This is a genomic window from Vineibacter terrae (assembly GCF_008039615.1).
Taxonomy (GTDB): domain Bacteria; phylum Pseudomonadota; class Alphaproteobacteria; order Reyranellales; family Reyranellaceae; genus Vineibacter; species Vineibacter terrae.
The window spans coordinates 193568-216295 of the sequence record NZ_VDUZ01000004.1; the positions used below are offsets into that span (position 1 = coordinate 193568).

The 22728-nt window shown below is 68.9% G+C and carries 24 protein-coding genes; 15 read left to right on the forward strand and 9 right to left on the reverse strand.

Annotation, left to right across the window (positions count from 1 at the left end):
- The first annotated feature begins 23 nt into the window (after positions 1–23).
- Entirely contained in the window at positions 24–356 is a 333-nt protein-coding gene (locus FHP25_RS05265) for a DUF962 domain-containing protein (protein ID WP_147845850.1), read from the forward strand.
- Between the two features lie 95 nt (positions 357–451).
- Positions 452–1390, forward strand: coding sequence for an NAD-dependent epimerase/dehydratase family protein (locus tag FHP25_RS05270; RefSeq protein WP_147845851.1), 939 nt, complete (start codon positions 452–454; stop codon positions 1388–1390).
- A gap of 69 nt (positions 1391–1459) precedes the next feature.
- On the opposite strand, the gene FHP25_RS05275 is transcribed toward FHP25_RS05270, so the two are convergent.
- The 6 genes from FHP25_RS05275 to FHP25_RS05290 form a co-directional block, all read right to left on the reverse strand.
- The gene (locus tag FHP25_RS05275) at positions 1460–2194 is read right to left on the reverse strand and encodes an SH3 domain-containing protein (RefSeq protein WP_147845852.1); all 735 of its coding nucleotides are present in this window, start codon (positions 2192–2194) and stop codon (positions 1460–1462) included.
- Between the two features lie 67 nt (positions 2195–2261).
- Entirely contained in the window at positions 2262–3626 is a 1365-nt protein-coding gene (locus FHP25_RS05280; RefSeq protein ID WP_147845853.1) for a pilus assembly protein TadG-related protein, read from the reverse strand.
- Positions 3627–3838: 212 nt separating this feature from the next.
- On the reverse strand, positions 3839–4420 hold the full coding sequence (locus FHP25_RS40680) for a VWA domain-containing protein (protein WP_178133314.1): 582 nt from the start codon (positions 4418–4420) through the stop codon (positions 3839–3841).
- Positions 4353–5636 carry a hypothetical protein gene (locus FHP25_RS41740; protein ID WP_178133315.1) on the reverse strand — a complete coding sequence of 428 codons (1284 nt, stop codon included), beginning with the start codon at positions 5634–5636 and terminating at the stop codon, positions 4353–4355. The genes FHP25_RS40680 and FHP25_RS41740 overlap by 68 nt, the downstream gene beginning before the upstream one ends.
- Entirely contained in the window at positions 5539–5751 is a 213-nt protein-coding gene (locus tag FHP25_RS41280) for a transporter substrate-binding protein (RefSeq protein ID WP_231712212.1), read from the reverse strand. The genes FHP25_RS41740 and FHP25_RS41280 overlap by 98 nt, the downstream gene beginning before the upstream one ends.
- Complete coding sequence (locus FHP25_RS05290; RefSeq protein WP_218578194.1) at positions 5691–5957, reverse strand: transporter substrate-binding protein; 267 nt, start codon at positions 5955–5957, stop codon at positions 5691–5693. Before FHP25_RS05290 ends, FHP25_RS41280 begins: the two co-directional genes overlap by 61 nt.
- Before the next feature lie 456 nt (positions 5958–6413).
- On the opposite strand from FHP25_RS05290, the gene FHP25_RS05295 reads away from it, so the two are divergent.
- Positions 6414–7514, forward strand: a complete 1101-nt coding sequence (locus FHP25_RS05295) for a Fic family protein (RefSeq protein WP_147845855.1) — start codon at positions 6414–6416, stop codon at positions 7512–7514.
- A gap of 96 nt (positions 7515–7610) precedes the next feature.
- Entirely contained in the window at positions 7611–7991 is a 381-nt protein-coding gene (locus FHP25_RS05300; RefSeq protein WP_147845856.1) for a glyoxalase superfamily protein, read from the forward strand.
- A 1-nt stretch (position 7992) separates the two neighbouring features.
- Here the strand turns inward: FHP25_RS05300 and FHP25_RS05305 are convergent, their stop codons facing one another.
- The 3 genes from FHP25_RS05305 to yddG form a co-directional block, all read right to left on the reverse strand.
- Positions 7993–9102, reverse strand: coding sequence for an adenylate/guanylate cyclase domain-containing protein (locus FHP25_RS05305; RefSeq protein WP_147845857.1), 1110 nt, complete (start codon positions 9100–9102; stop codon positions 7993–7995).
- Positions 9103–9110: 8 nt separating this feature from the next.
- On the reverse strand, positions 9111–9902 hold the full coding sequence (locus tag FHP25_RS42400) for an ABC transporter substrate binding protein (RefSeq protein ID WP_331461667.1): 792 nt from the start codon (positions 9900–9902) through the stop codon (positions 9111–9113).
- A gap of 84 nt (positions 9903–9986) precedes the next feature.
- A complete protein-coding gene (yddG, locus tag FHP25_RS05315) occupies positions 9987–10874 on the reverse strand; it encodes an aromatic amino acid exporter YddG (protein ID WP_147845858.1) in 888 nt (295 codons plus the stop codon).
- Between the two features lie 227 nt (positions 10875–11101).
- Here yddG and FHP25_RS05320 point away from each other — a divergent pair, with 227 nt between their 5' ends.
- The 11 genes from FHP25_RS05320 (at position 11102) to FHP25_RS05365 (ending at position 22593) form a co-directional block, all read left to right on the forward strand.
- Positions 11102–13495, forward strand: a complete 2394-nt coding sequence (locus FHP25_RS05320; protein ID WP_178133316.1) for a tetratricopeptide repeat protein — start codon at positions 11102–11104, stop codon at positions 13493–13495.
- A gap of 275 nt (positions 13496–13770) precedes the next feature.
- A complete protein-coding gene (locus FHP25_RS05325; protein ID WP_178133317.1) occupies positions 13771–14112 on the forward strand; it encodes a thermonuclease family protein in 342 nt (113 codons plus the stop codon).
- Positions 14113–14198: 86 nt separating this feature from the next.
- Positions 14199–14369 (forward strand): hypothetical protein, encoded by a 171-nt coding sequence (locus tag FHP25_RS40695; RefSeq protein ID WP_178133318.1) that lies wholly within the window; start codon positions 14199–14201, stop codon positions 14367–14369.
- Positions 14366–14737: a hypothetical protein gene (locus FHP25_RS05330; protein WP_147845861.1), complete on the forward strand. Its 372-nt coding sequence runs from the start codon at positions 14366–14368 to the stop codon at positions 14735–14737. The genes FHP25_RS40695 and FHP25_RS05330 overlap by 4 nt, the downstream gene beginning before the upstream one ends.
- On the forward strand, positions 14697–16088 hold the full coding sequence (locus tag FHP25_RS05335) for a DEAD/DEAH box helicase family protein (RefSeq protein WP_178133319.1): 1392 nt from the start codon (positions 14697–14699) through the stop codon (positions 16086–16088). Before FHP25_RS05330 ends, FHP25_RS05335 begins: the two co-directional genes overlap by 41 nt.
- Before the next feature lie 232 nt (positions 16089–16320).
- A complete protein-coding gene (locus tag FHP25_RS05340) occupies positions 16321–18555 on the forward strand; it encodes a portal protein (protein WP_147845863.1) in 2235 nt (744 codons plus the stop codon).
- Between the two features lie 50 nt (positions 18556–18605).
- Complete coding sequence (locus tag FHP25_RS05345; RefSeq protein ID WP_147845864.1) at positions 18606–19013, forward strand: hypothetical protein; 408 nt, start codon at positions 18606–18608, stop codon at positions 19011–19013.
- Positions 19013–19780: a hypothetical protein gene (locus FHP25_RS05350; protein ID WP_147845865.1), complete on the forward strand. Its 768-nt coding sequence runs from the start codon at positions 19013–19015 to the stop codon at positions 19778–19780. The genes FHP25_RS05345 and FHP25_RS05350 overlap by 1 nt, the downstream gene beginning before the upstream one ends.
- Positions 19780–20454 (forward strand): hypothetical protein, encoded by a 675-nt coding sequence (locus tag FHP25_RS05355; protein ID WP_147845866.1) that lies wholly within the window; start codon positions 19780–19782, stop codon positions 20452–20454. Before FHP25_RS05350 ends, FHP25_RS05355 begins: the two co-directional genes overlap by 1 nt.
- 7 nt (positions 20455–20461) lie before the next feature.
- The gene (locus tag FHP25_RS05360; protein ID WP_147845867.1) at positions 20462–21364 is read left to right on the forward strand and encodes a hypothetical protein; all 903 of its coding nucleotides are present in this window, start codon (positions 20462–20464) and stop codon (positions 21362–21364) included.
- 278 nt (positions 21365–21642) lie between these two features.
- On the forward strand, positions 21643–22593 hold the full coding sequence (locus tag FHP25_RS05365) for an ABC transporter substrate-binding protein (RefSeq protein ID WP_178133320.1): 951 nt from the start codon (positions 21643–21645) through the stop codon (positions 22591–22593).
- Positions 22594–22728: the final 135 nt, after the last annotated feature.

Here is a 22728-nt window from a genome sequence, read left to right on the forward strand (position 1 = left end):
TGCGGCCGCTGGAGGCCGCTGAGATGGCAAAGACCTGCACGACCTATACCGAATTCTGGCCGTTCTATCTGCGTGAGCATGCCAAGCCGGCGACGCGGGCGGTGCATTATGTCGGCACGATCCTGTCGATGGTCGTGCTTGTGTGGGCCATCGCCACCCAGAGCTGGTGGTGGCTGGTCGCGGTGCCGCTGGCCGGCTATGGCGCGGCCTGGATCGGGCACTTCTTCATCGAGAAGAACCGGCCGGCGACCTTCACCTATCCGTTCTGGTCGCTGATCAGCGACTACAAGATGTGCTTCATGTTCCTCACCGGCCAGCTCGGCCGGGAGCTGATGAAGCATCAGATCCGGACCTGATACCGGCGGCGCGCTCCCGGCGCGTATAATTTATACGTTCGCATCGTGGAACCGGTTGGCCACAATGCCGGCCCACCGGCGAGCGGGTGTGCGGCATGCGTGTGTTGTTGACAGGGTCTTCGGGGTGGCTGGGCCGGGCGCTGGCGCCGCTTCTGCAGGCGCAGGGGCATGAGGTGATCGGCTTCGATCCGGTGCCGTCGGCGCATACGACGATTGTCGGCTCGGTCGCCGATCGGGCTCTCGTGCGCGCCGTGATCGCCGATGGCCGCGTCCAGGCCATCATCCATGGCGGCGCCCTGCACAAGCCGCATGTCGAGCGCCATGCGCCCGACGACTTCATCGCCGTCAATGTCAGCGGCACGCTGAACCTGCTGGCGGAGGCGGTGGCGCAGGGTGTCGAGCGCTTCGTCTTCACATCGACGACGTCGCTGATGATCTCGCGCCGCATCCGGGCCGGCCGCGAGGGCGGCGCGCGCCGGGCCGAATGGCTCACCGAGGCCATGCAGCCGGCGCCGCGCAACATCTACGGTGTCAGCAAGCTCTCGGCCGAGCATCTCTGCCGGCTGTACCACGAGCAGCACGGCCTGCCGATGGTGGTGCTGCGCACCGGGCGGTTCTTCCCGGAGGCCGATGACATGGCGCATGTCATCCGCCAGTCGGACGCCAACACCAAGGCCAACGAGCTGCTCTACCGGCGGCTCACGGTCGATGACGCCGCCCGGGCGCATGTCATGGCGCTGGACCGCGCGCCGGCGATCGGCTTCGACGTCTTCATCATCTCCGCGCCGCCGCCCTTCGTGCCGGATGACTGCGAGGCGCTGATCAACGACGCGCCGCGCGTGGTCGCGCGCTATTTCCCCGACTACCCGGCGATCTACGCCCGGCTGGGCTGGACGATGTTCGACAGCATCGACCGGGTCTATGATCCGTCGCACGCGGCGCGGCGGCTGGGCTTCACCTGCCGCACCGGCTTTCGCGAGATGCTGGCCGGGCTGACACGTGGTCGGGCCGCGGCGCTCCAGCGCCGCTCATGAGTCCGGCGCCGCGCGCCGGATGCGGCGCTGGTGCGCCGCGGCCCGACCATGAGGTCCTTCGGATCTGGGTCACTCGCAGTCGAAGCGGAAGAAGCGGGCGGCGACCCCGTCCTGCGGCTGGACCATGCGCAAGGTCTTGCTCTGGAGGTCCAGCCGCCAGTGGCCTTCGCGGGCATCCACCGTCTTGCCCCAGGCGATGGTGCCCTCGAAGCGCTCGCCCTGCTGGTCGAGCATCTGCCAGATCGTGGCCGGGGCGACCGGGCCGGCAGATTGCGCCGCCGCCGGCTTGACGCTGATCGTCAGCTGCATCGCCGCGCGGGCCGGATAGGCCTGGTGCGTGACGGTGCCGTCCTTGTCGACCATCACGGCGACGGCGCCGGCGGCGGCGCAGGTGAAGGCCATGGCGCCGGCGTCAGGGGCCGGAGCGGGCGGCGTGGCGGCTTCAGGCGCGGCGGATTTCGGTGCGGCCGTGGTCGACGGGTCGACATCCTCCTTCAGAAACCGGCGTGCCACCCAGCCCTCGGCGTTCTTGTAGCGCACGCGGCACCAGCGCTTCAGCGCCGCCGGCTGATCGGGCAGCTCGCGGCAGCCGAGGTTGGCCAGCCCGCGGGCATCGCGCGGCACGGCGCCCACCGACTCGCTCGACGGCGAGGGCTGCGCGCGCAGGTTCAGCGTCCGGCCGGCGCTGACGCCGGTCACGGCCCAGGATGAGGGGCTCGAGTCTTGTGCCGTGGCCGGCACCGGGGCGCGCGCCAGCGCCAGTCCGGCGCAGGCGACGAGGGGGATGGCAAGGCGCGACCGCATGCCGGTGGTCCTTACACGATCGCGGACCTCGATACGAGCGGCGCCGTCGACCGGCCGACGGCCGGTCCTACTCCAGCATCACCAGGGTGCCGCCGGTCGCTTCGATCGCCCGCACGCCCATCGTTGGACAATCGAGCAGCGAGAGGCGCGAATTGCCCTGGACCTCGACGACATGGCCGATGATCTGCACGCACGACTTGCCGGCGGGCAGGTCGGTGGTTCCGGCGTAGTTGATCAGGGCCGACGGCAGATAGATCGCGCCGCTGATCTTCAACGCGGCGGAGCCGGCCAGGGAGGCCGCATTGCCCAGCACCGCATCGCGGTCCTGGTAGATCGCGACGCCGCGCCAGATGCCGGCCTCGGCACCGGACGGGGCGGGGAACTGCACGTCGGTGCTGCCCCCGATCGATACGCTGCCGATACTGCCATCCGCACCAGCGGTCAGAATGATGGTGATGCCGTCCGTCGTGGCTGTGCAGTTGCCGCAGCGGATCTGGGCCGAGCCGCTGACCTTGAAATCACCGCCCTTGATGACATAGGTGCCCTTGTTCAGCTTCAGCGTTCCCGACCCGCCGACCGACAGGCCATTGCAGTAGGTGCCGGGGTAAGCCGCGGGCGGCGCGCTGTCGTTCTTGTTTGTGCTGACCGAGTAGTTGCTGTACGTGCATCCGCTCGTCGCCGGCACAGTCAGGTCGCGGTAGGGGTCCGTGGCAGGCGGCTGGCTGACGTCGGCACCATTGGTCAGCTCGACCCGGGCGGAGGGCCCCAGCTGCATCTGGCCGGCGGTGTAGACGCTCAGCGCCTTGAGGGTCTCGCTGCCGCCGACATAGACGGCATCGGCTGCGTTGGAATTGGACAGCACCGTGCAATTCGGGGCCTGGATGGTGCCCGATCCCTGAAAGCGCAGTGCTTGGGATGAGGTTGCAGACAGCGCCAGCACGCAGCCCCCGCCGCCGTGGCTGCCCTCGCCGCCGAAGCCCGCCACGGAGCGGCCGGAAAGGCTTGTCGAGCCCAGGCCGAACAAGGCGCTGAAGAAGGTGTTGGCCTTGACCTGGACAATGACCTCGACGGCCGTCGTGTCGCCGGTATGTGATCCGGCGCGCGGCGGCACGTTTATCGTGATCGTGTTGGGGGCGACCGCGGCATAGCCATTGCGCTGGGCGTCGCGGGTGGCCACGGCGGTCAGCGTCTCGAGCGCGCTGTCGCCGCCCTTGCTTTTCGCCAGCGCTGCACCGAGAGCCGCGGCGTCAGCCTGCTGCTGAACGCGCCGCTGCATCATGTAGAGATAGCCGGTGTCGATCGCCAGCGCCAACCCGCCGATGATTGCGGGCATCGCCAACGCCGTTATCACGAGCGCGCCACCTTGGTCATGGCGGCGGCACAAACGGCCAAATGCGTGCCACAGCCCCGAGGGCAGTCCGGACAGCCTCATAGTAAGCCTTGCTGAAGAGATTCCCGCTGGGACAGAGGCGGGGAAATATGTTTGTTGATTCTATGCAGGAGCAAAAACAGCTGATCGATATATTCAATGGAGATCGGTTTCGCAGTCAACAAGGCGATTGACGGTCGCTCCGGAATGGACCGATCACTTCGGGCAAGGCAGCCTCGATAGACCCCCGCCGGCAACGGATGGGATTGTGGCGGTCAGCGCTTGAGCCGGGTGTAAAGCTGCAGGAGCCTGGCCGGCAAGGCGGCGATATCGGGCATCTGCAGGACCGCATGCGGCCCGACGATCCGCGCCAGATGCACACCGGCGCCGATCCCGAGCGCGAACACGTCGACGCCCCGCTGGCGCAAGCGCTGCGCCACGTGACGGGCATCCGCCACGAGATAGAGCGGATCGAAGACGTCGATGTCGGCCGGCTCGCCGTCGGTGAGCAGCAGCAGCACGCGCCGGAAGGCGCGGCGCGCCTCGAGGCCTGCGCCGGCATGGCGCATCGCCGTCCCCAGCCGGGTGGAGAAGCCGGCGCGCAGTCCGGCCAGCCGGCCGCGCACAGGCAGGTCGAACGGCTCGTCGAAATCCTTGAGCTGGGTGTAGAATACCTTGTGGCGGCCGTCCGAGCAGAAGCCGTGGACCGCAAGCGCGTCGCCGGCGCCGTCGATGGCCGCGGCGGCGGCTCTTTCGGCCGCCAGCACGGTGCGGCCATCGCCGTCGGCGTCATTGGTCGATTCCGACAGGTCCAGCAGCAGCAGGGCCAGGTCGCGCGGGCCGGGGACATGGCGCACATAGACCCTGTGATCCGGCGGCTGGCACGTCCGCAGGGCGACATGGGCGGCGATGCAGGCATCGATATCGAGGGTCTCGCCCTCGCTGCGCCGCTTCTGCCGCAGGCGCCGGCCGATCGTCGCCGTCTTCGCCAGGGCCTGGACGCGGCGGGTGACATCGTCGCTTGCCAAGGGCGTCGACAGGGACCACGCCGCCGGTGCTGGCGAAGGCGCCGTCTCCACGATCGTCGTCCAGTCGGAGCGCTCGCGTGCCAGCACGTGATCCCACTCGGGGTAGGTCGCGATCGCCTTCCGCGGCGGCCGGCGCCGCCGGGCGCGCACGCCCGACGTCATCACGCGGCGGTGCGTCGTCGGATGCCGGCGCCTGCGGCTCGTCACAACGCTCGATGCGGGCCGTGTCGATCGTGAGCGCGATATCGTCCATGACGGCGTCCGGCGCGTCGGGGAAATCCCAGAGGCCGGCGTTGTCGTCACGATAGGCCGGCTCGACGACATAGGTGTGGGGATTGAACTGCACACGCATCTGGCCCAGGTCGTTGCCCAGCAAGCCGCCCAAGGGGCGGCTGATCCGCGGATCCGTGAGCGTCGCCTGCGCGAACAGGGTGCGGCCCTTGGCGACCCAGGCATCGTCGTCGCGATAGGCGGGGTCGAGCAGGGCACGCGCCAGGCGGGCCAGCAATGCCGGCGCCGTGCCGCCGTGTGGCAGCGCCACGTGGAACGGCGACCAGAAATGACGCAGGCCGGGCATGGCCCGCAGCGCCAGCGCCTCGACGCGGGCATCCTCGATCAGCGAAACCAACGTGACCTGCAGCGGCTTCAACGTGCCGATCGCCAAGCGCTGGGGCGTGTAGGTGAGATGGGCGCCCAGATGCGCCGCGGCGGCGCGGTAGAGCGCCATCGCCGCATCGCCCGAGAGGCCCGGGAAACGCTCCGGGAAGCGCAGCAGGGTTCCCGTGAAGGATGTACGGCGCGGGGCGGGAGCGTCGGCCGGCGCCAGGGCAGGGCGCAGCGGCGGACGCAGGCCCCATAACGCCGTGAGTTGCGCCGCAAGCCGCGATTCGGCACGACGGAAGTCGGATGCGGCGCCACCGCGCGCCAGGAGGCGCTGCGCCAGCGGGTCATCGAGCGCGAAATAGGCGCGCCGCCGGCCACGATCGTCGGCGGTCGCGCGCAGGCCGCTCACCATCCAGGCCTCGAGGCCATCGATATCGACCATGGCCAGCAGGTGGTCCAGTCGTGCCGTAGAGGGTCGGGTACCACAGCAGGCCGTTCAGGCGCTCGACGACGGGCAGCACCGCCTTGCGGCTCGACGACGTGTAGCACCCGAAGATGGGATGGTCGTGATGCGGTCCTCGATCATCAGGCGCTTGGCGTAGTGGCCGAAAGCGGCCGACTCGGAGGCCGGATCGTAGACGACAGGGACGAGCTCGCGGCCGTTGACGCCGCCGCTGCCGTTGATCTCCTCGATCGCCAGCAGGGTGCCGTTCAGCTGGGTCTCCTCGATCACCGACATGAAGCCGGAGTGCGAGAAGAGCACGCCGCCACGCCACGGCTCGCCCGTCTTTCCTGGAGGTGTCGGGCCGGACACGCTTGTGCGCGGGAGCAATCGGCATGGCATTCTCCCAAACGTCTTTATTGTGGCCTGGCGCTCGACGGGCCAGCGAGATTGTTCGACGTTGACTGCTATCGCTCGTGCAAGAATCGTGACACGGAACGCGTGGCGGGCGCAAGGCGGCCCCCGCGGGAACTGGCTGCCTCGGGAACAGGCCAAGTGAGCGGCAACTTAGCAGTCGCTCACGGCACGTCGCGTGCCGCCGCCGATAGCGCAGACAGAGCTGACGCTCGCCCCGAAGCGAATGAAGGGCAGAGGGCCGCCCGGCGGGGTGATGCGTTTCCGTGAGGAGAAAGCGTCTCATTCTCCTCATTTTATGATGAGAATAAGTTGAATCTTGAGGCGAAAGGCCCTACATTCTCATCACGTTTTGAGGAGAATATGTACATCTGGGAAAGGCCATCATGGCCGGATTTTCGGTGGCAGGATGCACGGCTGCTCGAGCCGCTCGCAGCCGCGCGGCTAAAGCAGGGGCAGCTGCTGGGCGGCATGGCGCGTCTGGGCTTTGACCTCCGGCGTGAGGCGCAGTTCAATGCGCTGACCGAAGATGTCCTCAAGAGCTCCGCGATCGAGGGTGATATGCTCGATCGCAACAGCGTGCGTTCCTCACTCGCGCGACGTCTTGGCCTGCCGGATGCGGCTGCCGCTGCTGTCGATCGTCGGACAGAAGGTGTCGTCGACATGCTTCTCGATGCCACGGAAAATCACGATAAGCCTTTGACGGCACGGCGGCTGTGCGGCTGGCAGGCCGCGCTGTTCCCGACCGGCTATTCAGGCCTGCATCGAGTAAAGACGGGTCGCTGGCGTGACGATGCGCAGGGGCCGATGCAGGTCGTCTCTGGCCCGATCGGACGCCAGCGCGTTCACTACCAGGCGCCTCCGGCTGCGAGGCTCGACACCGAGATGCGGCGCTTCCTGGAATGGTTCAATCGCAAAAGCGGACCGGAGGGGCTGCTGCGCGCCGGCCTCGCGCATCTCTGGTTCGTGACCATCCATCCGTTCGACGACGGCAATGGACGCGTGGCGCGTGCGATCGCTAACCAGGCGCTGGCGCAGTCGGAAGGCTCAGGGCAGCGCTTCTACAGCATGTCGAACCAGATCCAGAAGGAGCGTACCGGCTACTACGCCATGCTGGAACGCACGCAGAAGGGCGGTCTTGACGTCACGCAGTGGCTGGTCTGGTTCCTCGACTGCTTCTCCCGCGCGCTCGACGGCGCCGAATCGGCTCGTGACAATGTGCTGAGCAAGGCCGACTTCTGGCAGCGCTATGCGCGTGAGCTGTTCACGGCACGGCAGAAGGTGGTGCTGAACCGGTATCTGGACGGATTCGAAGGCAAGCTGACCGCCAAGAAATGGGCGGCGATCGGCAAATGCTCGGTGCCCACGGCGCAGCGCGACATCAACGATCTGCTCGAGCGCGGCATCCTGCGGCGCAATCCTGGCGGCAGCAAGAACACCAGCTACGATCTGGCCGGGCGCTGACTGCGTATCGACTTTGACCTGCAATCATATAGTTGCATGATGCGCCCGGCCGTCCGCTCGAGGCCACCACGCGACGCTGGAAGGGAGCGGCCTGACATGAGCTTCGGCAAGACGACACCGATCCTGCGGATCTTCGACGAGACCAAGGCGAAGGAGTTCTATGTTTCGTTCCTGGGCTTCAAGGTCGACTGGGAGCACCGCTTCGAGCCGGACCTGCCGCTCTACATGCAGGTCTCCAAGGACGGCTGCATCATCCACCTCTCGGAGCATCACGGCGATGCCTGTCCCGGCGCCGCCATCCGGATCGAGACCGACGAGCTCGACGCCTTCCATACCCAGCTGCTGGCGCAGAAGCACAAGAACACGCGGCCGGGGATCGAGGACATGCCGTGGGGCCGCGACATGTCGATCACCGATCCGTTCGGCAATCGGCTGACGTTCACCAGCGCGGGGGGCACCAGCGCGGCGGGGACGTGACCTACCGCATGCCAATCACATTCCAGGCCGGCACCGCTCGGGTGAAGCCCTTCAGGATCCTGGCGTCGGTGGCCTGCAGCTCGGCGATGTCGCCGACGGCGTCCGCGACGCGTGAGCTGATCAGGATCTCGCCGTCGGCGGCCTCGCCGCACAGGCGCGCCGCGAGGTTGGGCGTGGAGCCGATGGCGCTGTAGTCGTTGCGGCCCTCGAGGCCGATCTGGCCCAGGGTGGCGTAGCCCTGGGCGATGCCGACGCCGAAGCCGATCGGCTGGCCGCGGCGCTGCCACTTGGTGCTGATGGCGTGCACGGCCTCGCGCATGGCCACCGCCAGCCGCACGGCGCGGTGGGCCGGATCGGGGCAGGGCAGGGGATCGTTGAAGAAGACCATCAGGCCGTCGCCCATGAAACGGTCGAGCGTGCCTTCGTAGGCGTGGATCGGCGGCCCGACCGCGGCGTGGAAGTCGGCCAGCAGCGCCATCACTTCCTCGGGCTCGGCATGCTCGGCGAACGCGGTGAAGCCACGCAGGTCGCAGAACAGCACGGCGATGTCGCGGCGGTGGTTGCGCAGGATGCTGTCGTCGCCCTGGGCCAGGATCACCTCGGCGAGCTGCGGCGCCAGGAAGCGCTTGAGCTTGCCGACGCGCACGATCTCCTCGAGCTGCGTCGCCACGCGCGCCTCGAGCCTGGTGTTCCAGTCGGCAAGCTCGCGCGCCTGCTGCTGCACCTGGTCGTGCAAACGCTTGATGCGCAGCATGGCGCGCACGCGCGCCACCAGCGTGGCGTGGTCAATGGGCTTGAAGAGGTAGTCGTCGGCACCGGCACCCAGCCCGGCGACGAGATCCCGGGTCTCGGCGCGCGCCGTCAGCAGGATGATGGGCACGAACGGGATCGCTGGATCGGCGCGCAGCCGGCGGCAGACCTCGAAGCCGTCGAGCTTGGGCATCATGACGTCGAGCAGCACGACATCAGGTGCCATCGACGCGATCTTGGCGAGGCCGTCCTGGCCGTCGACCGCGGTCGTCACCGCGTAGCCCTGGCTCTGCAGCCGCAGCTGCAGGATCTCGCGATTCTCCGGGACGTCGTCGACCACCAGGATGCGCGCGCCGGTCATGGGGCGCGCTACCCCAGCCTGGCCCGCACCATCGCCAGCAGCTGGCGCGGGCTGAAGGGCTTGGCGAGATAGTCGTCGCAGCCGGCGGCGCGCGCCTTGCCCTCGTCGCCGCTCAGGGCGTAGGACGTGACGGCGATCACCGGGATATGCCGCGTCGCCTCGTTGGCCTTGATGCGGCGCGTCGCCTCGTAGCCGTCGAGCACCGGCAGCTGGATGTCCATCAGGATCAGGTCGGGCTTCTCGCGCGCCGCCGCCGCGACGCCCTCGGCGCCGTCGGCCGCCTCTATCATCTCGTAGCCGACGCTGGTCAGCAGGTCGCGCACGATCTGGCGGTTGTCTTCGGTGTCCTCGACCAGCAGGTGCAGCCGCTTGGCGTCCAGTTCGCCGGGGAGAAGTGAGACACCAGTGACGTTGCCGCCAGGACGCGCGTGGCTGCGTGCGAGGCCGAGGCGCACGGGGTCATCGCCAACCATGACGATCGGGATGGTCTTCGTCTCGTTGTGAGCGGCCCGCACCACGGCTTCGGAGATGGCAAGGATGACGTCGGGGCGGCGGGCAATGATATCGCGGACGGCGTCCCGCAGTCCATCCGGCGGGGCCACACGCACATGGACCTCCAGGTTGCGTCCCTCCGCGTAGCCGAGCCGCGCCAGCTCGGGAAACATCACGCGGCGCGCGGTCTCTGGTTCCACCGGCGAAAGGATGCCGAGGCGGTAGATCCGATCGCCGGTCTGCGCGAAGCCCGGCGCGGCAGCCAGCAGCAGCAGGGACAGCCAAGCGAGGCAGGGGAGCCACTTCATGCGATCCCCGTGTCGGCTCGGGCAGCGAGACCACGGTACTGACGCAAGCATACCATTCGATCGGATATGCCGCGAGGCGAGATCTCAGGCTGCGCGCCGCCACAGGTCGCGCGACGCCAGCACGGCGCCGCCGACCACCAGGGCGGCCGCCAGCAGCAGCGTCGGCGTCGCGGCGGCGCGGCCGGCGGCGACCAGCAGGGCGGTCGAGAGGATCGGCGTGGCGTAGCTGAGCGCGCCCAGGGCGCGGATGTCGCCGCGCTTCATGCCGATGTCCCAGAGATAGAACGCGGCGCCGACCGGGGCCACGCCGAGCGCCGCGACCGCCGCCCAGGCGCCCGTGGTGGCCGGCCATACCGTCGTCTCCACCGCCAGATGGCAGAGCGCAGCCAGCACGGCGGCGGCGGCGCAGAAGGCGGCGACGGCGTCCGTCGGCACCTCGCCGAAGCGCCGGCTGGTGACGGAGTAGACCGCCCACACCACGGCGCAGCCCAGGGCCGCGAGATAGCCCGGCCAATGGGCGCCGGCGAAGCCGACCTCGCCGCGGCCCAGGGTCAGCACCACGATGCCGGCCAGGCCCAGCACGGCGCCGCCCAGGTGCCAGGCCCGCAGCCGCTCGCCGCCGATCGGGGCCGACAGCAGCACGATCAGCAGCGGCCAGAGGTAGTTGATCAGGTTCGCCTCGGCCGGCGGCGCCTGGCGCAGCGCCACGAAGTAGAGCAGGTGGTAGCCGAACAGGCCGCCGACGCCCAGCAGCCAGACGCGCGGCGGCCAGGCCATGGCGGCGCGCAGCGCGCGGCCCTGGGCGATGATCCAGGCGCCGCCCACGATGGCGCCGATGGCGAAGGTCATCGCCGCGAGCTGGAAGGGCGGGATCTTGCCGGTCAGCACCGTGAGCAACGCCAGAGCCGACCACATCAGGATCGAGATCGCCCCCAGCGCGGTCGCCCGCTGCCGCTCCTGCGGTCCGGTCATCGCCGCCACATTGCGCTGGCGTCCGGCGTCGGGCCGGTGCGTCTGTGGCTGACCGTCAAGACTGCATCTGTATGCAATAAGTTGTGGACGCGCACAGTTTTTCTATCTATAATCTCATTGTCACGCTGCCCGAGGTGAGGCGCCGTGAGCGGTCCTCGATGCGTGGTGTGCTGTCCAGCAAATCATATCCGAGGCGGCCGATCCAGAAGCTGCCCCTGGGGGAAACGATGACCGACCAAGGCCCGGCGCCGCGGCGCCGGGGGAAGATGCGTCACCGGTTGCTGGTGACAGTGGTTGCCGCCGGCCTGGCGACAGGCATCGTCGGGCCGGCGGCAACGGCGCCGATCGACGACGCGATGGCTGCCGTCATGCGCGAGGACTACGCCACGGCCGTGCGCCTGCTGCGGCCGCTGGCCGAAGCTGGCGATCCCGGGGCTCAGATCACGCTCGGCCATCTATACCGAGTCGGGCTTGGCGTTCCACGCGATCACGCCGAAGCTCTGAAATGGCACCACCGGGCGGCGGCGCAGGGGGAGGCCGAGGCTGAGGTGGCCATCGGCGATGCCTACCGCGAAGGTCTTGGCGTCGCCCGGGACATGGCCGAGGCGGCCAAGTGGTATCGCCTGGCCGCCGAGCAGGGCAACGCCGATGCACAGTACAGGCTTGGCTGGCTGTACCGCAACGGAGAGGGCGTGACGGCGGATCATGCCGAAGCCGCGCGCCTGTTTCGCGCTGCCGCCGAGCAAGGGCATGCCGGTGCCCAGCACGACCTGGCGCGAAGCTACTTTTTCGGCCAGGGCGTGCCCAAGGATGCCGCGGTTGCATTGGAATGGGAACGCAAGGCCGCCGAGCAGGGATTTCCGGAAGCCCAGTACAGCCTCGCAGCCCTGTATCTGATGGGGCACGGAACGGCAGAGAATCGAGCAGAGGCTGTGACGTGGTTGCGCAAGGCCGCCGAGCAAGGCAATGCCGAAGCGCAGTATCAGCTCAGTCATGTCTACATGGACGGCATCGGCGTCACGCCGAATCGCGTCGAAGCCGTCCTCTGGCTGCGCAAGGCAGTGGTGCAACGGCATCCGCAAGCCTGCCTTGTGCTCGGACGACTGCACCGAGACGGCGGCGATGTCGAAAAGAACGCCGCCGAGGCCGTGCGGCTCTTTCGTCTCGCCGCCGACCAGGGCGATGCCGAGGCTCAAGATGAGCTTGGCATGATGTACGAGCGGGGCCTTGGCGTCGAGGAGAGCGCGCCGGAGGCGGCGTCGTGGTATCGCAAGGCAGCGGAGCAAGGCTACGCCTTGGCCCGCTACAACCTTGGCCGCATGCATGCCTATGGCCACGGTGTCACGCGAGACAAGGCCGAGGCGGCAAGGCTTTTCCGGCTCGCTGCCGACCAAGGGCTGGCCGATGCGCAGCATGCGCTCTGCGGCGCCCTCATGGTCGAGGCCGGGGTGCCGCGCGACGAGGTCGAGGCCGTCCAATGGTGCCGCAAGGCGGCAGAGCAGGGCCACGTCTACGCGCAGGTCAACCTTGGCGTCTTCTACCGCGACGGCCGAGGTGGCTTGGCGCAGGACGATGCCGAAGCGGCCTCGTGGTTCCGCAAGGCTGCTGAGCAGGGCGATGCCGACGCGCAGTACGCACTCGGCCGGGCTTACGCGCAGGGCGAAGGCTTGCCGCGGGATGACCGCGAAGCCTTGCGGTGGTTTCGCCATGCCGCCGAGCAGGATCACGGGCAGGCGATCACCGCTATCGGCATGATGTACGAAGAGGGGCGTGGCATCGCGAAGGACGAGGCCGAGGCGGCGAGGTACTATCGCCGCGCGGCTGCCTTGGGCGATGCCTACGGTCAGCACAGGCTCTGCCGCGCCCTTGCTCTCGGGGTCGGCGGGTCGCGTGACGATGTCGAGGCCGTCCAATGGTGCCGCAAGGCAGCGGAGCAAGGCTACGCCAGGGCACAGGTCGATCTTGGTGCATTCTATCGTGACGGCGCTGGTGGCCTGCCTCAAGACTTCGCCGAGGCGGCATCCTGGTTCCGCAAAGCGGCTGACCAGGAGGACGCCCAGGGCCAGTTCGTCCTGGCGCAGCTGGTTTTCCTCGGCAAGGGCGTGCCGAAGGACGAGGCGGCTGCGGTGCGGCTCTATCGCTTGGCGGCGGCGCAGGGCCGCGCCGAGGCGCAGCTGGCGCTTGCCCGCGCCTACGCCGCGGGCGTCGGCGTGGTGAAGGATCCGGCGCAAGCCGCCACCTGGTTCCGCAAGGCCGCGGAGCAGGGCGACGCTGACGCCCAGCTCGAGCTTGCGACGATGTACGGCCACAGCCATGGCTTGGCGCTGAGCTATGAGGAAGCGGCCAAGTGGTATCGCCGCGCCGCCGATCAGGGCAACGCCACGGCGCAATATGGCCTGGGCGTGCTGCATGGCAACGGCCGGGGTGTGACACGCGATGATGTGCAGGCCTGGGTGTGGTTCGACCTTGCGGCGACGGGCTTCGGCACGGACGACACTGCCTGGCGCGATGCCGCGATCCGGGAGCGCAACGCCATCGCTGCCCGTCTGACGCCGGCGCAGGTCCAGGAAGCCCGCCAGCGCGCGGCCGATTATCGGCTGATGAGCTCGCCTTGGCAGTGATCGGCCGTCCTCCCAGGGCAAGCAGATCCACTGTCCCGAGCGGCGCAGGTGGGGCTGCCATGCCCGTTCGTTGCCGCCTCGGCCTGAGGTAGTCTCCCCGGCGATCGCTATCGTCGTGATGGCGGCCAGAGGGAGTCATGGATGGCGGCACGGTCGCGATCGCCGGGCATCGGCTGCGGCTGGCGGGGCTGGATGCGCCCGACAATGCGCAGATCTGCCGTGATGCGGACGGCGCCGCCTATGCCTGCGGGGCCTAGGCGCGCCGTGCCCTGGCCGTGATCATCGCCGGCCGCGCCTTGCGCTGCAGCGGCGAGCGCCGCGACCAGTACCGGCGCCCGCTCGTCACCTGCCAAGCCGGCGAGACTGATATCGGCCGCGAGCTGGTGCGCGCCGGCTGGGCCGTGGCGCTGCCGACACCGGATTACGCGGTGGAAGAGGCCGAAGCCCGCAGCGAAGGACGCGGACTATGGCAGGGTTCGTTCCAGCGGCCGGACGAGCCGCCATACCGATGCCATCGCACGCGATGCCCAGGCAGTGACGAGGCTGGCGGCCGCTTGTCCTGTATTCGTACCGGAGTGATCAATCGTCGGCCGACTCTGTTTGTTCTATGTTCCTGATATGTTCATTTTTTACTTGACTAATTCAAGAGAATAGAACAAAACTACGCCCATCCCCACACGATCAGCCTTGCGAAGGAGCGGACATGAAAGGTCCTCTGCACGCACCGCGCACGGGGCCGGGCTTCTCGGCCGGCGCCAAGCCACCCCGTGTCACCAAGGGCTGCGGACCGCATCCCCGCGCCAGCACCGGGGGCAAGTCGGGCCTGCGGCGCACCGGCGACAAGACCGCCACATCGGCCGGCACCGGCAAATGAGATCGAAGCCAGGCGGGGCGCCCCGCACCGGCCGCGCCGCTTGCCGCAGCCCCGATGCCGGCGGTGACGTGCGGGCGCTGGCCTTGCGCCATGTCGAAGCCGCCATCGCGGCGCTGGTCGACGTGATGGCCAATCCCGACTCGCCGGCCGGGGCCCGCATCTCGGCCGCCGAGTCGATCCTCAATCGCGCCTGTGGCCGGCCGGGATCGGTCGCAACCGCGAGCATGCCGGATGACTTTGCCGACGTCCTCACCGCCGCCGCCGCCATCCGCGCCGCCCGGTCCGGCGCCGCCGCCGGACATGCCGCCGGATGCGCTGCGCCGGCTGATGGCGGATTGGGCGACCCAGCCGCTTCTCTTCGTCAGTGAGGCGCTGGGCGCCGAGCCCTATCCCTGGCAGCGCGAGGTGCTGCAATGGCTGGGGGCCGGCGAGAAGCGGATCTCGGTGCGCTCCGGCCACGGTGTCGGCAAGACGGCGCTCGAAGCCTGGCTGGCGCTGTGGTTCCCGCTGACGCGGGCCGATGCCAAGGTCGGCATCACGGCGCCGGCCGGCCCGCAGATCGAGGTCAATCTCTGGCCGGAGATCCGCAAATGGGCGCCGCGCCTGCGCGACAGGACCCCGGTCGGGGCCTGGCTGGCGGGACGGATGCAGATCAATGACCTGGAGATCGCGTTCGTGAACGAGAACCTGGTGCGCGCCCGCACGGCCCGGCCCGATCAGCCTGAGGCGCTGCAGGGCCTGCACGCCGGCAACGTGCTGATCCTGATCGACGAGGCCAGCGGCATCGACGAGCGCATGTACGAGGCCAATATCGGCGCGCTGTCGACCGAGGGCGCCATCCAGGCGATCTTCAGCAATCCGACGCGCAACGCGGGCTACTTCCACCGCACCCATCACGAGCAGGCCGACCGCTGGAAGACGCTGGTCGTGTCGTCGCTGGATGTGCCCAACGCCCAGGGCCATGTCGACGACGTCATCCGGCACTACGGCAGGGACAGCAACCAGTACCGCGTGCGCGTGCTGGGCGAGTTCCCGCTCGAGGGCGACGATTCGGTCATGCCGCTGCACCTGATCGACGCCGCGATGCGGCGCGCCGGCACGGTGGCGCGCGTCGAGGGCCTGGCGCCGGTCTGGGGCGTCGATGTCGCCTGGATGGGCAGCGACCGCAGCGCGCTCGCCAAGCGCTGCGGCAACGAGCTGCTGGAGCCGGTGCGCTGGTGGTCGGGCAACGACCCGCACCAGACGGCGCTGCGCATCTTCGACCAGTGGCAGGCGACCGAGGCCCAGATGCGGCCCGCCGCCATCATGGTCGACGCCATCGGCATGGGCGCCGCGACCTACCTGAAGCTGCGCGAGCTGGGCCTGCCGGCGCGGCAGATCAATGTCGGGGAGGGCGCCGCGGCCAGCGACCGCTACATGCGGCTACGCGACGAGCTGTGGTTCCGCGGCCGCGCCTGGCTGCAGGACGGCGCGGCGATCATGCCGCGCGACAATGCGCTGAAGGCCGAGCTGGTGTCGGTCACCTACGGCATGACACCAACCGGCAAGATCAAGGTCGAGTCCAAGGAGGAGATGCGGCGGCGCGGCCTGCGCAGCCCCGACCTCGCCGACGCCTTCCTGCTGACGCTGGCCGCCGGCGAGCATCGGCGCGCGCCGCTGTCCAGGCCGCAGCGCTACGCGCCGCGCCGTCGCGACTCCGGCTCCTGGATGAGCGCGTAGCCGGGAAGGATCTTGCGGTGGCTCGGCCAAGGAAGTGCGTCGCTGGCGACGGCTGGGACCGCGCCGCTCCAGCGGCGCTCATGGCTGCAAGCCGGCGCTCCGCGCCGGTGCGTCGCTGGAGCGACGCGGTCCGACCCCGTCATCAGCTGCAGCGGAGGCCTGCAGCAACATCCGTCCTTCGGGCACCTTCTCCCCGCCTTCGCAGGAAGAAGGCTATAACGGAGACATCCCCTTGGCTGACGACGCATCGCTGCTGACCGAGATCCAGGCGCGCTACGAGGCGGCGCGCGATCATGCGTCGCGCTGGCGCGAGGAGGCGCGCGAGGCGTTCCGCTTCTATGCCGGTGAGCAATGGGATGATGCCGACATCGACAAGATGGCGGAGCAGCAGCGTCCGATCGTCACCTTCAACCGCGTCATGCGGCTGGTGAACGCCGTCATCGGCCACGAGGCCAACAACCGTTCCGAGGTGCGCTACATCCCGCGCACGCTGGGCGATGCGCGGGTGAACGAGCTGCTGACCGCCGCCAGCCGCTATTTCCGCGACGCCTGCGATGCCGAGTTCGAGGAGAGCGACGCCTTCCGCGACATGATCATCACGGGCATGGGCTGGACCAACGACCGCCTCAGCGATGCGCATAATCCGGAGTACGACCTGATCGAGGAGCGCGTCGACCCGCTGGAGATGCTGTGGGATCCCTCCAGCCAGAAGCCCAACCTCGCCGATGCCCGCTATGTCTTCCGGCGCAAGCGCTACACCGAGAAGGAGATCAAGGCGATCTGGCCCGATTTCACGGGGCCGTTCACCAGCGCCTTCGACGACGACGCGGACAACACCGGTGATCCCGTCGATCGCAGTCCAAGAACAGCCTATCGCGGCGGCGCCGGCGGCGATGACCGGGATGTCGGCCAGGACATCCTGGTGCTGGAGTACCAATACAAGGAGCGCGAGGTCTATTATGTCATCAGCCATCCCGGCGTCGCCGAGACCATCGAGGTGCCGGCCGGCGAGTTGACCGACGAGCTGCGCGACAAGCTGAAGGAGCGCGGCGTTCCCTTCGTCATGAAGCGCCGCAGCATGACGCGGCGCTGCTTCGTGATCGGCCAGAGCATCGTGCAGGGCCCTGACGTCGTGTGCCCGCACGATTTCACCTACCACTGCATCACCGGCTTCCGTGATCGGGAGCATCACCACTGGTTCGGCATCGTGCGCATGCTGCGCGATCCGCAGCGCTGGTCCAACAAATGGCTGGCGCAGATCATGCACATCCTCAACAGCAACGCCAAAGGCGGGCTGATGGCCGAGGAGGGCGCCGTCGCCGACCGCCATGAGTTCGAGGCGTCATGGGCCGATCCTGCGGCCGTGACCTGGTTCTCCGACGGCGCGCTGAAGAGCAACGCCGTGCAGCCCAAGCCGCCGCCGACCTGGCCAGCCGGCGTCGAGCGGCTGCTGCAGTATGCCAACGCCAGCTTCACCGACGTCTCGGGCGTGAACCAGGAGCTGCTGGGCCTGGCCGACCGCCAGCAGGCCGGCGTGCTGGAATGGCAGCGCAAGCAGAGCGCGGTGACCCTGCTGGCGCCGCTGTTCGACTCGCTGCGCCGCTTCCGCAAGATGCAGGGCCGCTGCTGGCTGTACATGATGCAGCGCTACGTCAGCGACGGCCGCATCATCCGCATCACGTCGGACCAGGGCAGCCAGAACGTGCCCTTCGGCGGCCCGGCCGGGCTGCAGCATCCGCAATGGAAGCTGCCGGAGACGGCCCAGTACGACGTCATCGTCGACCAGGCGCCGACGGCGCCGAACCAGAAGGAGCAGACCTGGGCCGTGCTGACCCAGCTGTTTCCGATGCTGCGCAACGTGCTGCCGCCGAAGATGATGATGCTGGCGATGGAATACTCGCCCTTGCCCGAATCCTTCGTCGCCAAGCTCAAGGAGGTGCAGCAGCAGCTCGAAGCGCAGGGGCCGCCGCCCAATCCGGACATGATCAGGATGCAGGCCCAGCTCGAGGCCCGCAAGGCGGAGCTGCAGATGCGGCAGCAGGAAGCGGCCTTGAACGCCGACCTGGAGCGCCAGAAGGCCGAGGCCCGCATGCAGATGGAGATGGCGCGCGCCAAGCACGACATGGAGATCCAGCGCTTCAAGGCGCAGGCCGAGACCGATATCGACCGCGAGCGCGCCCAGTCCCGCGCGGCGCTCGACATCGAGGCGCATGGCCTGAAGGTCGAGCTGGCGGGAGGCGCGGCCGACGGCAGGGGGCCGATCTCACGCCTGTTCGACGGCCTGTCGGAACGCCAGGAGCGGACGCTGGCCGCGCTGACGGAGAGCAGCCAGCGCAGCGCGGCGGCCCTGGCCGCCGGCCTGGCCGAGCTCGCCAATGCCCTGATGGCCGACAACGAGCTGGTGCGGGATCCCCGCACCGGACGTGCGGTCGGGACCCGGAAGGTCAGAAAGCCTGACGGCGTATAGGCCGGGTCTGCGTCCGCTTCCGATATCCGATGCTCGAGAGGTTCAGCGCCATGACCGTCCAGCTTTCCACCGCCGCACGCAATGCCCAGCTCGACGCCATCGAGACCGCGACAGGCGTCTCGGCGGTGCTGAAGATCCGGACCGGCGCGCAGCCCGCCAGCTGCGCCACCGCCGACAGCGGCACCGTGCTGGCGACCTGCGCCCTGCCCAGCGATTGGATGCTGGCGGCATCCGGCGGCAGCAAGGCCAAGAACGGCACCTGGGAGGACGCCAGCGCCGACAGCAGCGGCACCGCCGGTCATTTCCGGCTCTATGCCAGCGACGGCACGACGTGCCATCTGCAGGGCAGCGTGACGGCCACCGGCGGCGGCGGCGACATGACCGTGGACAACACGTCGTTCGCGGCCGGACAGGCCTTCACGATCACGGGCTTCACGCTGACGGCGGGGAACGCCTGATGGCCGACCAGAAGCTCTCCGCGCTGACCGCCCGCGAGGCCAATGTCGGCGACCCTTTCAATGACCTGCTGTACTACGTCGTGGCGGCCGGCGCGACGGACGCCGACAAGCAGCGCAAGACGACGCCGTGGGATATTCTCATCGGCTCGGCGCGCAAGATGGCCTGGTTCAAGACCGACCTGATCACCATGGACATGCCGACCTACGGCAATGCCGGCAGCTCCAACCAGGTCGACCAGAACCACCAGGGCGTGGCCCGCATCTTCGGCGCCAACACCGACGACAACGGCGGCTTCTGGGGCACGTATCGCGGCGTCAGCATGCAGGGCGGCGCGGTCCGGACGCTCTTCATCGTGAAGACCGAAGGCAATCTCTCGATATCGGGCGACCGGTACATCGTGCAGATGGGATTGCCGGCCGAGGGCGACAGCCAGCTCAATCAGGACGGCATCTACGTCAAATACTCGGACAACGTGAACGGCGGCAGATGGCAGCTGGTCACCCGCAGCGGCGGCGTCGAAAGCACCGCCGACACGGGTGTCACGGTGCAGGTGGACACGTGGTATCGCATCCAGATCGATATCGCCGCCGATGCGTCCTCCGCCAGCTGCATCGTCAACGGCAGCTCGCCCGTCACGGTCAACACGAACATGTATGACCAGGACGCCACTCTCAACGTAGGCTTCAGGAAGACCAGCGGCACGAACGAGCGTGGCCTCGTCGTCGACTTCGTGTCCTACATGAAGCATCTCGCGTCGGCACGCTGATGGCCAATTATCTGGACCTCGAGACAGGCGACCGGCTCCTGCTCGAGACGGGCGATGGCCTGCTGCTCGAGGACCAGGCCGGCGCCGCCATCAGTGGCGTGGCTGGCGTGTCGCTCGGCGCCGTCACGGTTGCTGCCGCCGGCGCGGTCGCGCTGCGGGCCGCGTCATCGACCGGGCTGGCGCCGACAACAGCCGTCGCCGCCGGTGCGCTGGCGCTGCGCGGCGTGGCGGCGGCCACGCTAGGCAACACCGGCCTCGCCGCTGCCGGCACGTTCGCGCGCCATGGCACGGCGTCGCTGCCGCTGGCGGCGGTGATGTTGTCGGCCCAGGGCCTGGTGGCGGCCGCGGTGCCTGTGCTGCTGCCGGCACCCGGCACGCTGGGCGGCGGCGCCTGGACGGTGGAAGGCTTCGCGCGGCTGCGACGCCAGCTGCGGCGTGGCAAGCGGCGCCTGCGCCGGCTCGCCACCGGGATCACCGGGACGGCGTCGGCGTCGGCGCCGGCGCTGGTCGAGCCGGCGCTCCAGCCCTTGATCGCGCAGATCGACGATGCCGCCAGCCTCGAGGCGCTGGCGCGCATCGAGGCGGCCCTGGCCGCCATCCGCGCCGACGTCGATGCCGCCATCGCGCGGGCGCGCGAGGAGGACGATGAAGAGCTGCTGTTGCTGGCAGCATAGGAGGACCATGAGCATCTTTGATCAGAAGCCAGGCAGCGAGCCCAGCGCCGAAGCCGAGCTGGCGAGCCTGCAGAGCGACGCCGGACAGCAGCCGGCACCGGATTCGCAGCTGCACGAGGCATCCACGGCAGCGGACCTCGCCGATCCATCGTTGCCGCCGGCCGACGACCACGGTGACGGCGATGGCGACGGCCGGTCCGGCGAGGACTCGCGCTACGTGCCGTATCAGGTCCTGAAGGAGGAACGCGGCAAGCGGCGCGCCCTGGAAACCCGGCTGGCGGCGTTCAGCGAGCAGGTCGACGCGATGATGCAGCAGCGCCAGCACGAGCAGGCGCAGATGCAGCCCCAGGACATGCCGCCCGATCCGCAGCAGGACCCGATCGGCGCCTTGCGCTACGAGCGCCAGCAGCGCGAGCACATGCAGCACTACCTGCAGGCGCAGGCCCTGGAGCAGCGCGTGGCCAGCGACTACGTGGCTGACGCCCAGCGCTTCGCGGCCCAGACGCCCGACTTCCCGCAGGCCTACAACCATCTTCTCGCCGGCCGGGTCGCGGAGCTGCGCGCCCAGGGCTGGCATGACGATGCCATCCGCGCCCAGGTCCAGCGCGAGGAGCTCACCATCGCGTTTGGCGCGCTGCGCGCCGGCCGCAGCCCGGCGCAGCAGGCGTATGAGCTTGCCAGGGCACGCGGCTATGTGAAGGGCACGGCGCGCACGCCGTCGGCGGGGGATCCGACTCTGGCGGCGCTCAAGGCCCGCGCCGCCGCCTCGATCAGCGAAGGCGGGATGCCGCCGCGTGGCGACCTGTCGCTGGAGGAGATCGGCCGGCTCAGCGGGCCGGCGTTCGATACCGCCTTCGAACGCTACACACGGGCGCAGGGCAAGCGCTCGAGCCTGTTCCGCAGCGACTAGCACCGGCTATCGGCAGAAGGTGAGTCATGACTGTCATCCCGAGCGCAGCGAGGGATCTCCCGCGAATGGCGCACCATGCGCCTTGCCGCAGGAGATCCCTCGCTGCGCTCGGGATGACAGGTGGATCAGTGACCAGCGATTCCAGGTTAGAGCGCTGCCCGCGCTCCGAGCGGGGTCGGCTCGGGGGATCGCCGGGCCGGCTGATTGACAGTCCACGAACGACGTGGTGCGATCCTTGCTTCGAGCGCCAGGGCTGGGCTCGAGCGGGGGAGAGGATCATGAAGGCAGGTTGGGTCGTGGGAGCGATGGCCGTCGCGGCCCTGGCGGCGGCGCCGGTCGCGATGGCGCAGGAGACGAAGGTTGCCATCGGCATCAGCGGCTGGACCGGGTTCGCGCCGCTGACCCTTGCCAAGGAGACCGGCATCTTCAAGAAGAACGGCCTCGACGTGACGATCAAGAAGGTCCCGCAGGCAAGCCGGCACCTGGCGATCGGCTCCGGCGACATCCAGTGCGCGGCGACGACGGTCGAGACCTGGGTGGTGTGGAACGCCAACGGGATCGCCACCAAGCAGATCTTCCAACTCGACAAGTCCTATGGCGCCGACGGCATGGTGGTGCGCAACGACGTGCAGAAGATCGCCGACCTGAAAGGCAAGAAGGTGGCCGCGTCGGCGCCCGGCACGGCGCCCTACTTCACGCTGGCATGGTTCCTCAAGAAGAACGGGCTGAGCGTGAAGGACGTCACTGTCGTGAACATGGAGCCGGGGCCCGCGGCGCAGGCCTTCATCGCCGGACAGAACGACGCGGCGATGACCTACGAGCCCTACCTGTCGTCGGTCCGCGCCGCGCCGCAGGCCGGCAAGATCATCGCCACGACCCTGGACTATCCGATGATCATGGACACGTTCGGCTGCACGCCCAAGTTCCTCGACGACAACCCCAAGGCCGCCAAGGCGCTGGCCGACAGCTATTTCGAGGCCGTGGCGATGATCGCCAAGGAGCCCGCCAAGGCCTACGAGGTGATGGGGGCCGACGTGAGGCAGACCGGCGAGCAGTTCGCCGGCTCGGCCAAGTATCTGCGCTGGCAGGACCGCGCGGCCAACCAGAAGTTCTTCACCGGCGAGTTCCAGGCCTTCTCGCGCGAGGCGGCGGCGCTGCTGCAGGAGATCGGCATCATCAAGCAGGCCCCGGACATCGCCGCCATCGTCGACACGCGCTTCCTGCAATGACGGCGTTCGTGCCAGCTGTCATCCCGAGCGCAGCGAGGATCTCCCGCGAATGACGCACCGTGCATCCGGCCGCACGAGATCCCTCGCTGCGCTCGGGATGACGGAGGTGCGTTGCGCGCGATTGCGCCACGCCTG

Excerpts from the sequence above, each read along its gene's own strand:
- FHP25_RS05265 (WP_147845850.1), top strand. The coding sequence starts at position 24 with ATGGCAAAGACCTGCACGACCTATACCGAATTCTGGCCGTTCTATCTG.
- FHP25_RS05270 (WP_147845851.1), top strand. The coding sequence starts at position 452 with ATGCGTGTGTTGTTGACAGGGTCTTCGGGGTGGCTGGGCCGGGCGCTG.
- FHP25_RS05275 (WP_147845852.1), bottom strand. The coding sequence starts at position 2,194 with ATGCGGTCGCGCCTTGCCATCCCCCTCGTCGCCTGCGCCGGACTGGCG.
- FHP25_RS05280 (WP_147845853.1), bottom strand. The coding sequence starts at position 3,626 with ATGAGGCTGTCCGGACTGCCCTCGGGGCTGTGGCACGCATTTGGCCGT.
- FHP25_RS41740 (WP_178133315.1), bottom strand. The coding sequence starts at position 5,636 with ATGGTCGATATCGATGGCCTCGAGGCCTGGATGGTGAGCGGCCTGCGC.
- FHP25_RS05295 (WP_147845855.1), top strand. The coding sequence starts at position 6,414 with ATGTACATCTGGGAAAGGCCATCATGGCCGGATTTTCGGTGGCAGGAT.
- FHP25_RS05300 (WP_147845856.1), top strand. The coding sequence starts at position 7,611 with ATGAGCTTCGGCAAGACGACACCGATCCTGCGGATCTTCGACGAGACC.
- FHP25_RS05305 (WP_147845857.1), bottom strand. The coding sequence starts at position 9,102 with ATGACCGGCGCGCGCATCCTGGTGGTCGACGACGTCCCGGAGAATCGC.
- FHP25_RS42400 (WP_331461667.1), bottom strand. The coding sequence starts at position 9,902 with ATGAAGTGGCTCCCCTGCCTCGCTTGGCTGTCCCTGCTGCTGCTGGCT.
- yddG (WP_147845858.1), bottom strand. The coding sequence starts at position 10,874 with ATGACCGGACCGCAGGAGCGGCAGCGGGCGACCGCGCTGGGGGCGATC.
- FHP25_RS05320 (WP_178133316.1), top strand. The coding sequence starts at position 11,102 with ATGACCGACCAAGGCCCGGCGCCGCGGCGCCGGGGGAAGATGCGTCAC.
- FHP25_RS40695 (WP_178133318.1), top strand. The coding sequence starts at position 14,199 with ATGAAAGGTCCTCTGCACGCACCGCGCACGGGGCCGGGCTTCTCGGCC.
- FHP25_RS05330 (WP_147845861.1), top strand. The coding sequence starts at position 14,366 with ATGAGATCGAAGCCAGGCGGGGCGCCCCGCACCGGCCGCGCCGCTTGC.
- FHP25_RS05335 (WP_178133319.1), top strand. The coding sequence starts at position 14,697 with ATGGCGGATTGGGCGACCCAGCCGCTTCTCTTCGTCAGTGAGGCGCTG.
- FHP25_RS05345 (WP_147845864.1), top strand. The coding sequence starts at position 18,606 with ATGACCGTCCAGCTTTCCACCGCCGCACGCAATGCCCAGCTCGACGCC.
- FHP25_RS05350 (WP_147845865.1), top strand. The coding sequence starts at position 19,013 with ATGGCCGACCAGAAGCTCTCCGCGCTGACCGCCCGCGAGGCCAATGTC.
- FHP25_RS05355 (WP_147845866.1), top strand. The coding sequence starts at position 19,780 with ATGGCCAATTATCTGGACCTCGAGACAGGCGACCGGCTCCTGCTCGAG.
- FHP25_RS05360 (WP_147845867.1), top strand. The coding sequence starts at position 20,462 with ATGAGCATCTTTGATCAGAAGCCAGGCAGCGAGCCCAGCGCCGAAGCC.
- FHP25_RS05365 (WP_178133320.1), top strand. The coding sequence starts at position 21,643 with ATGAAGGCAGGTTGGGTCGTGGGAGCGATGGCCGTCGCGGCCCTGGCG.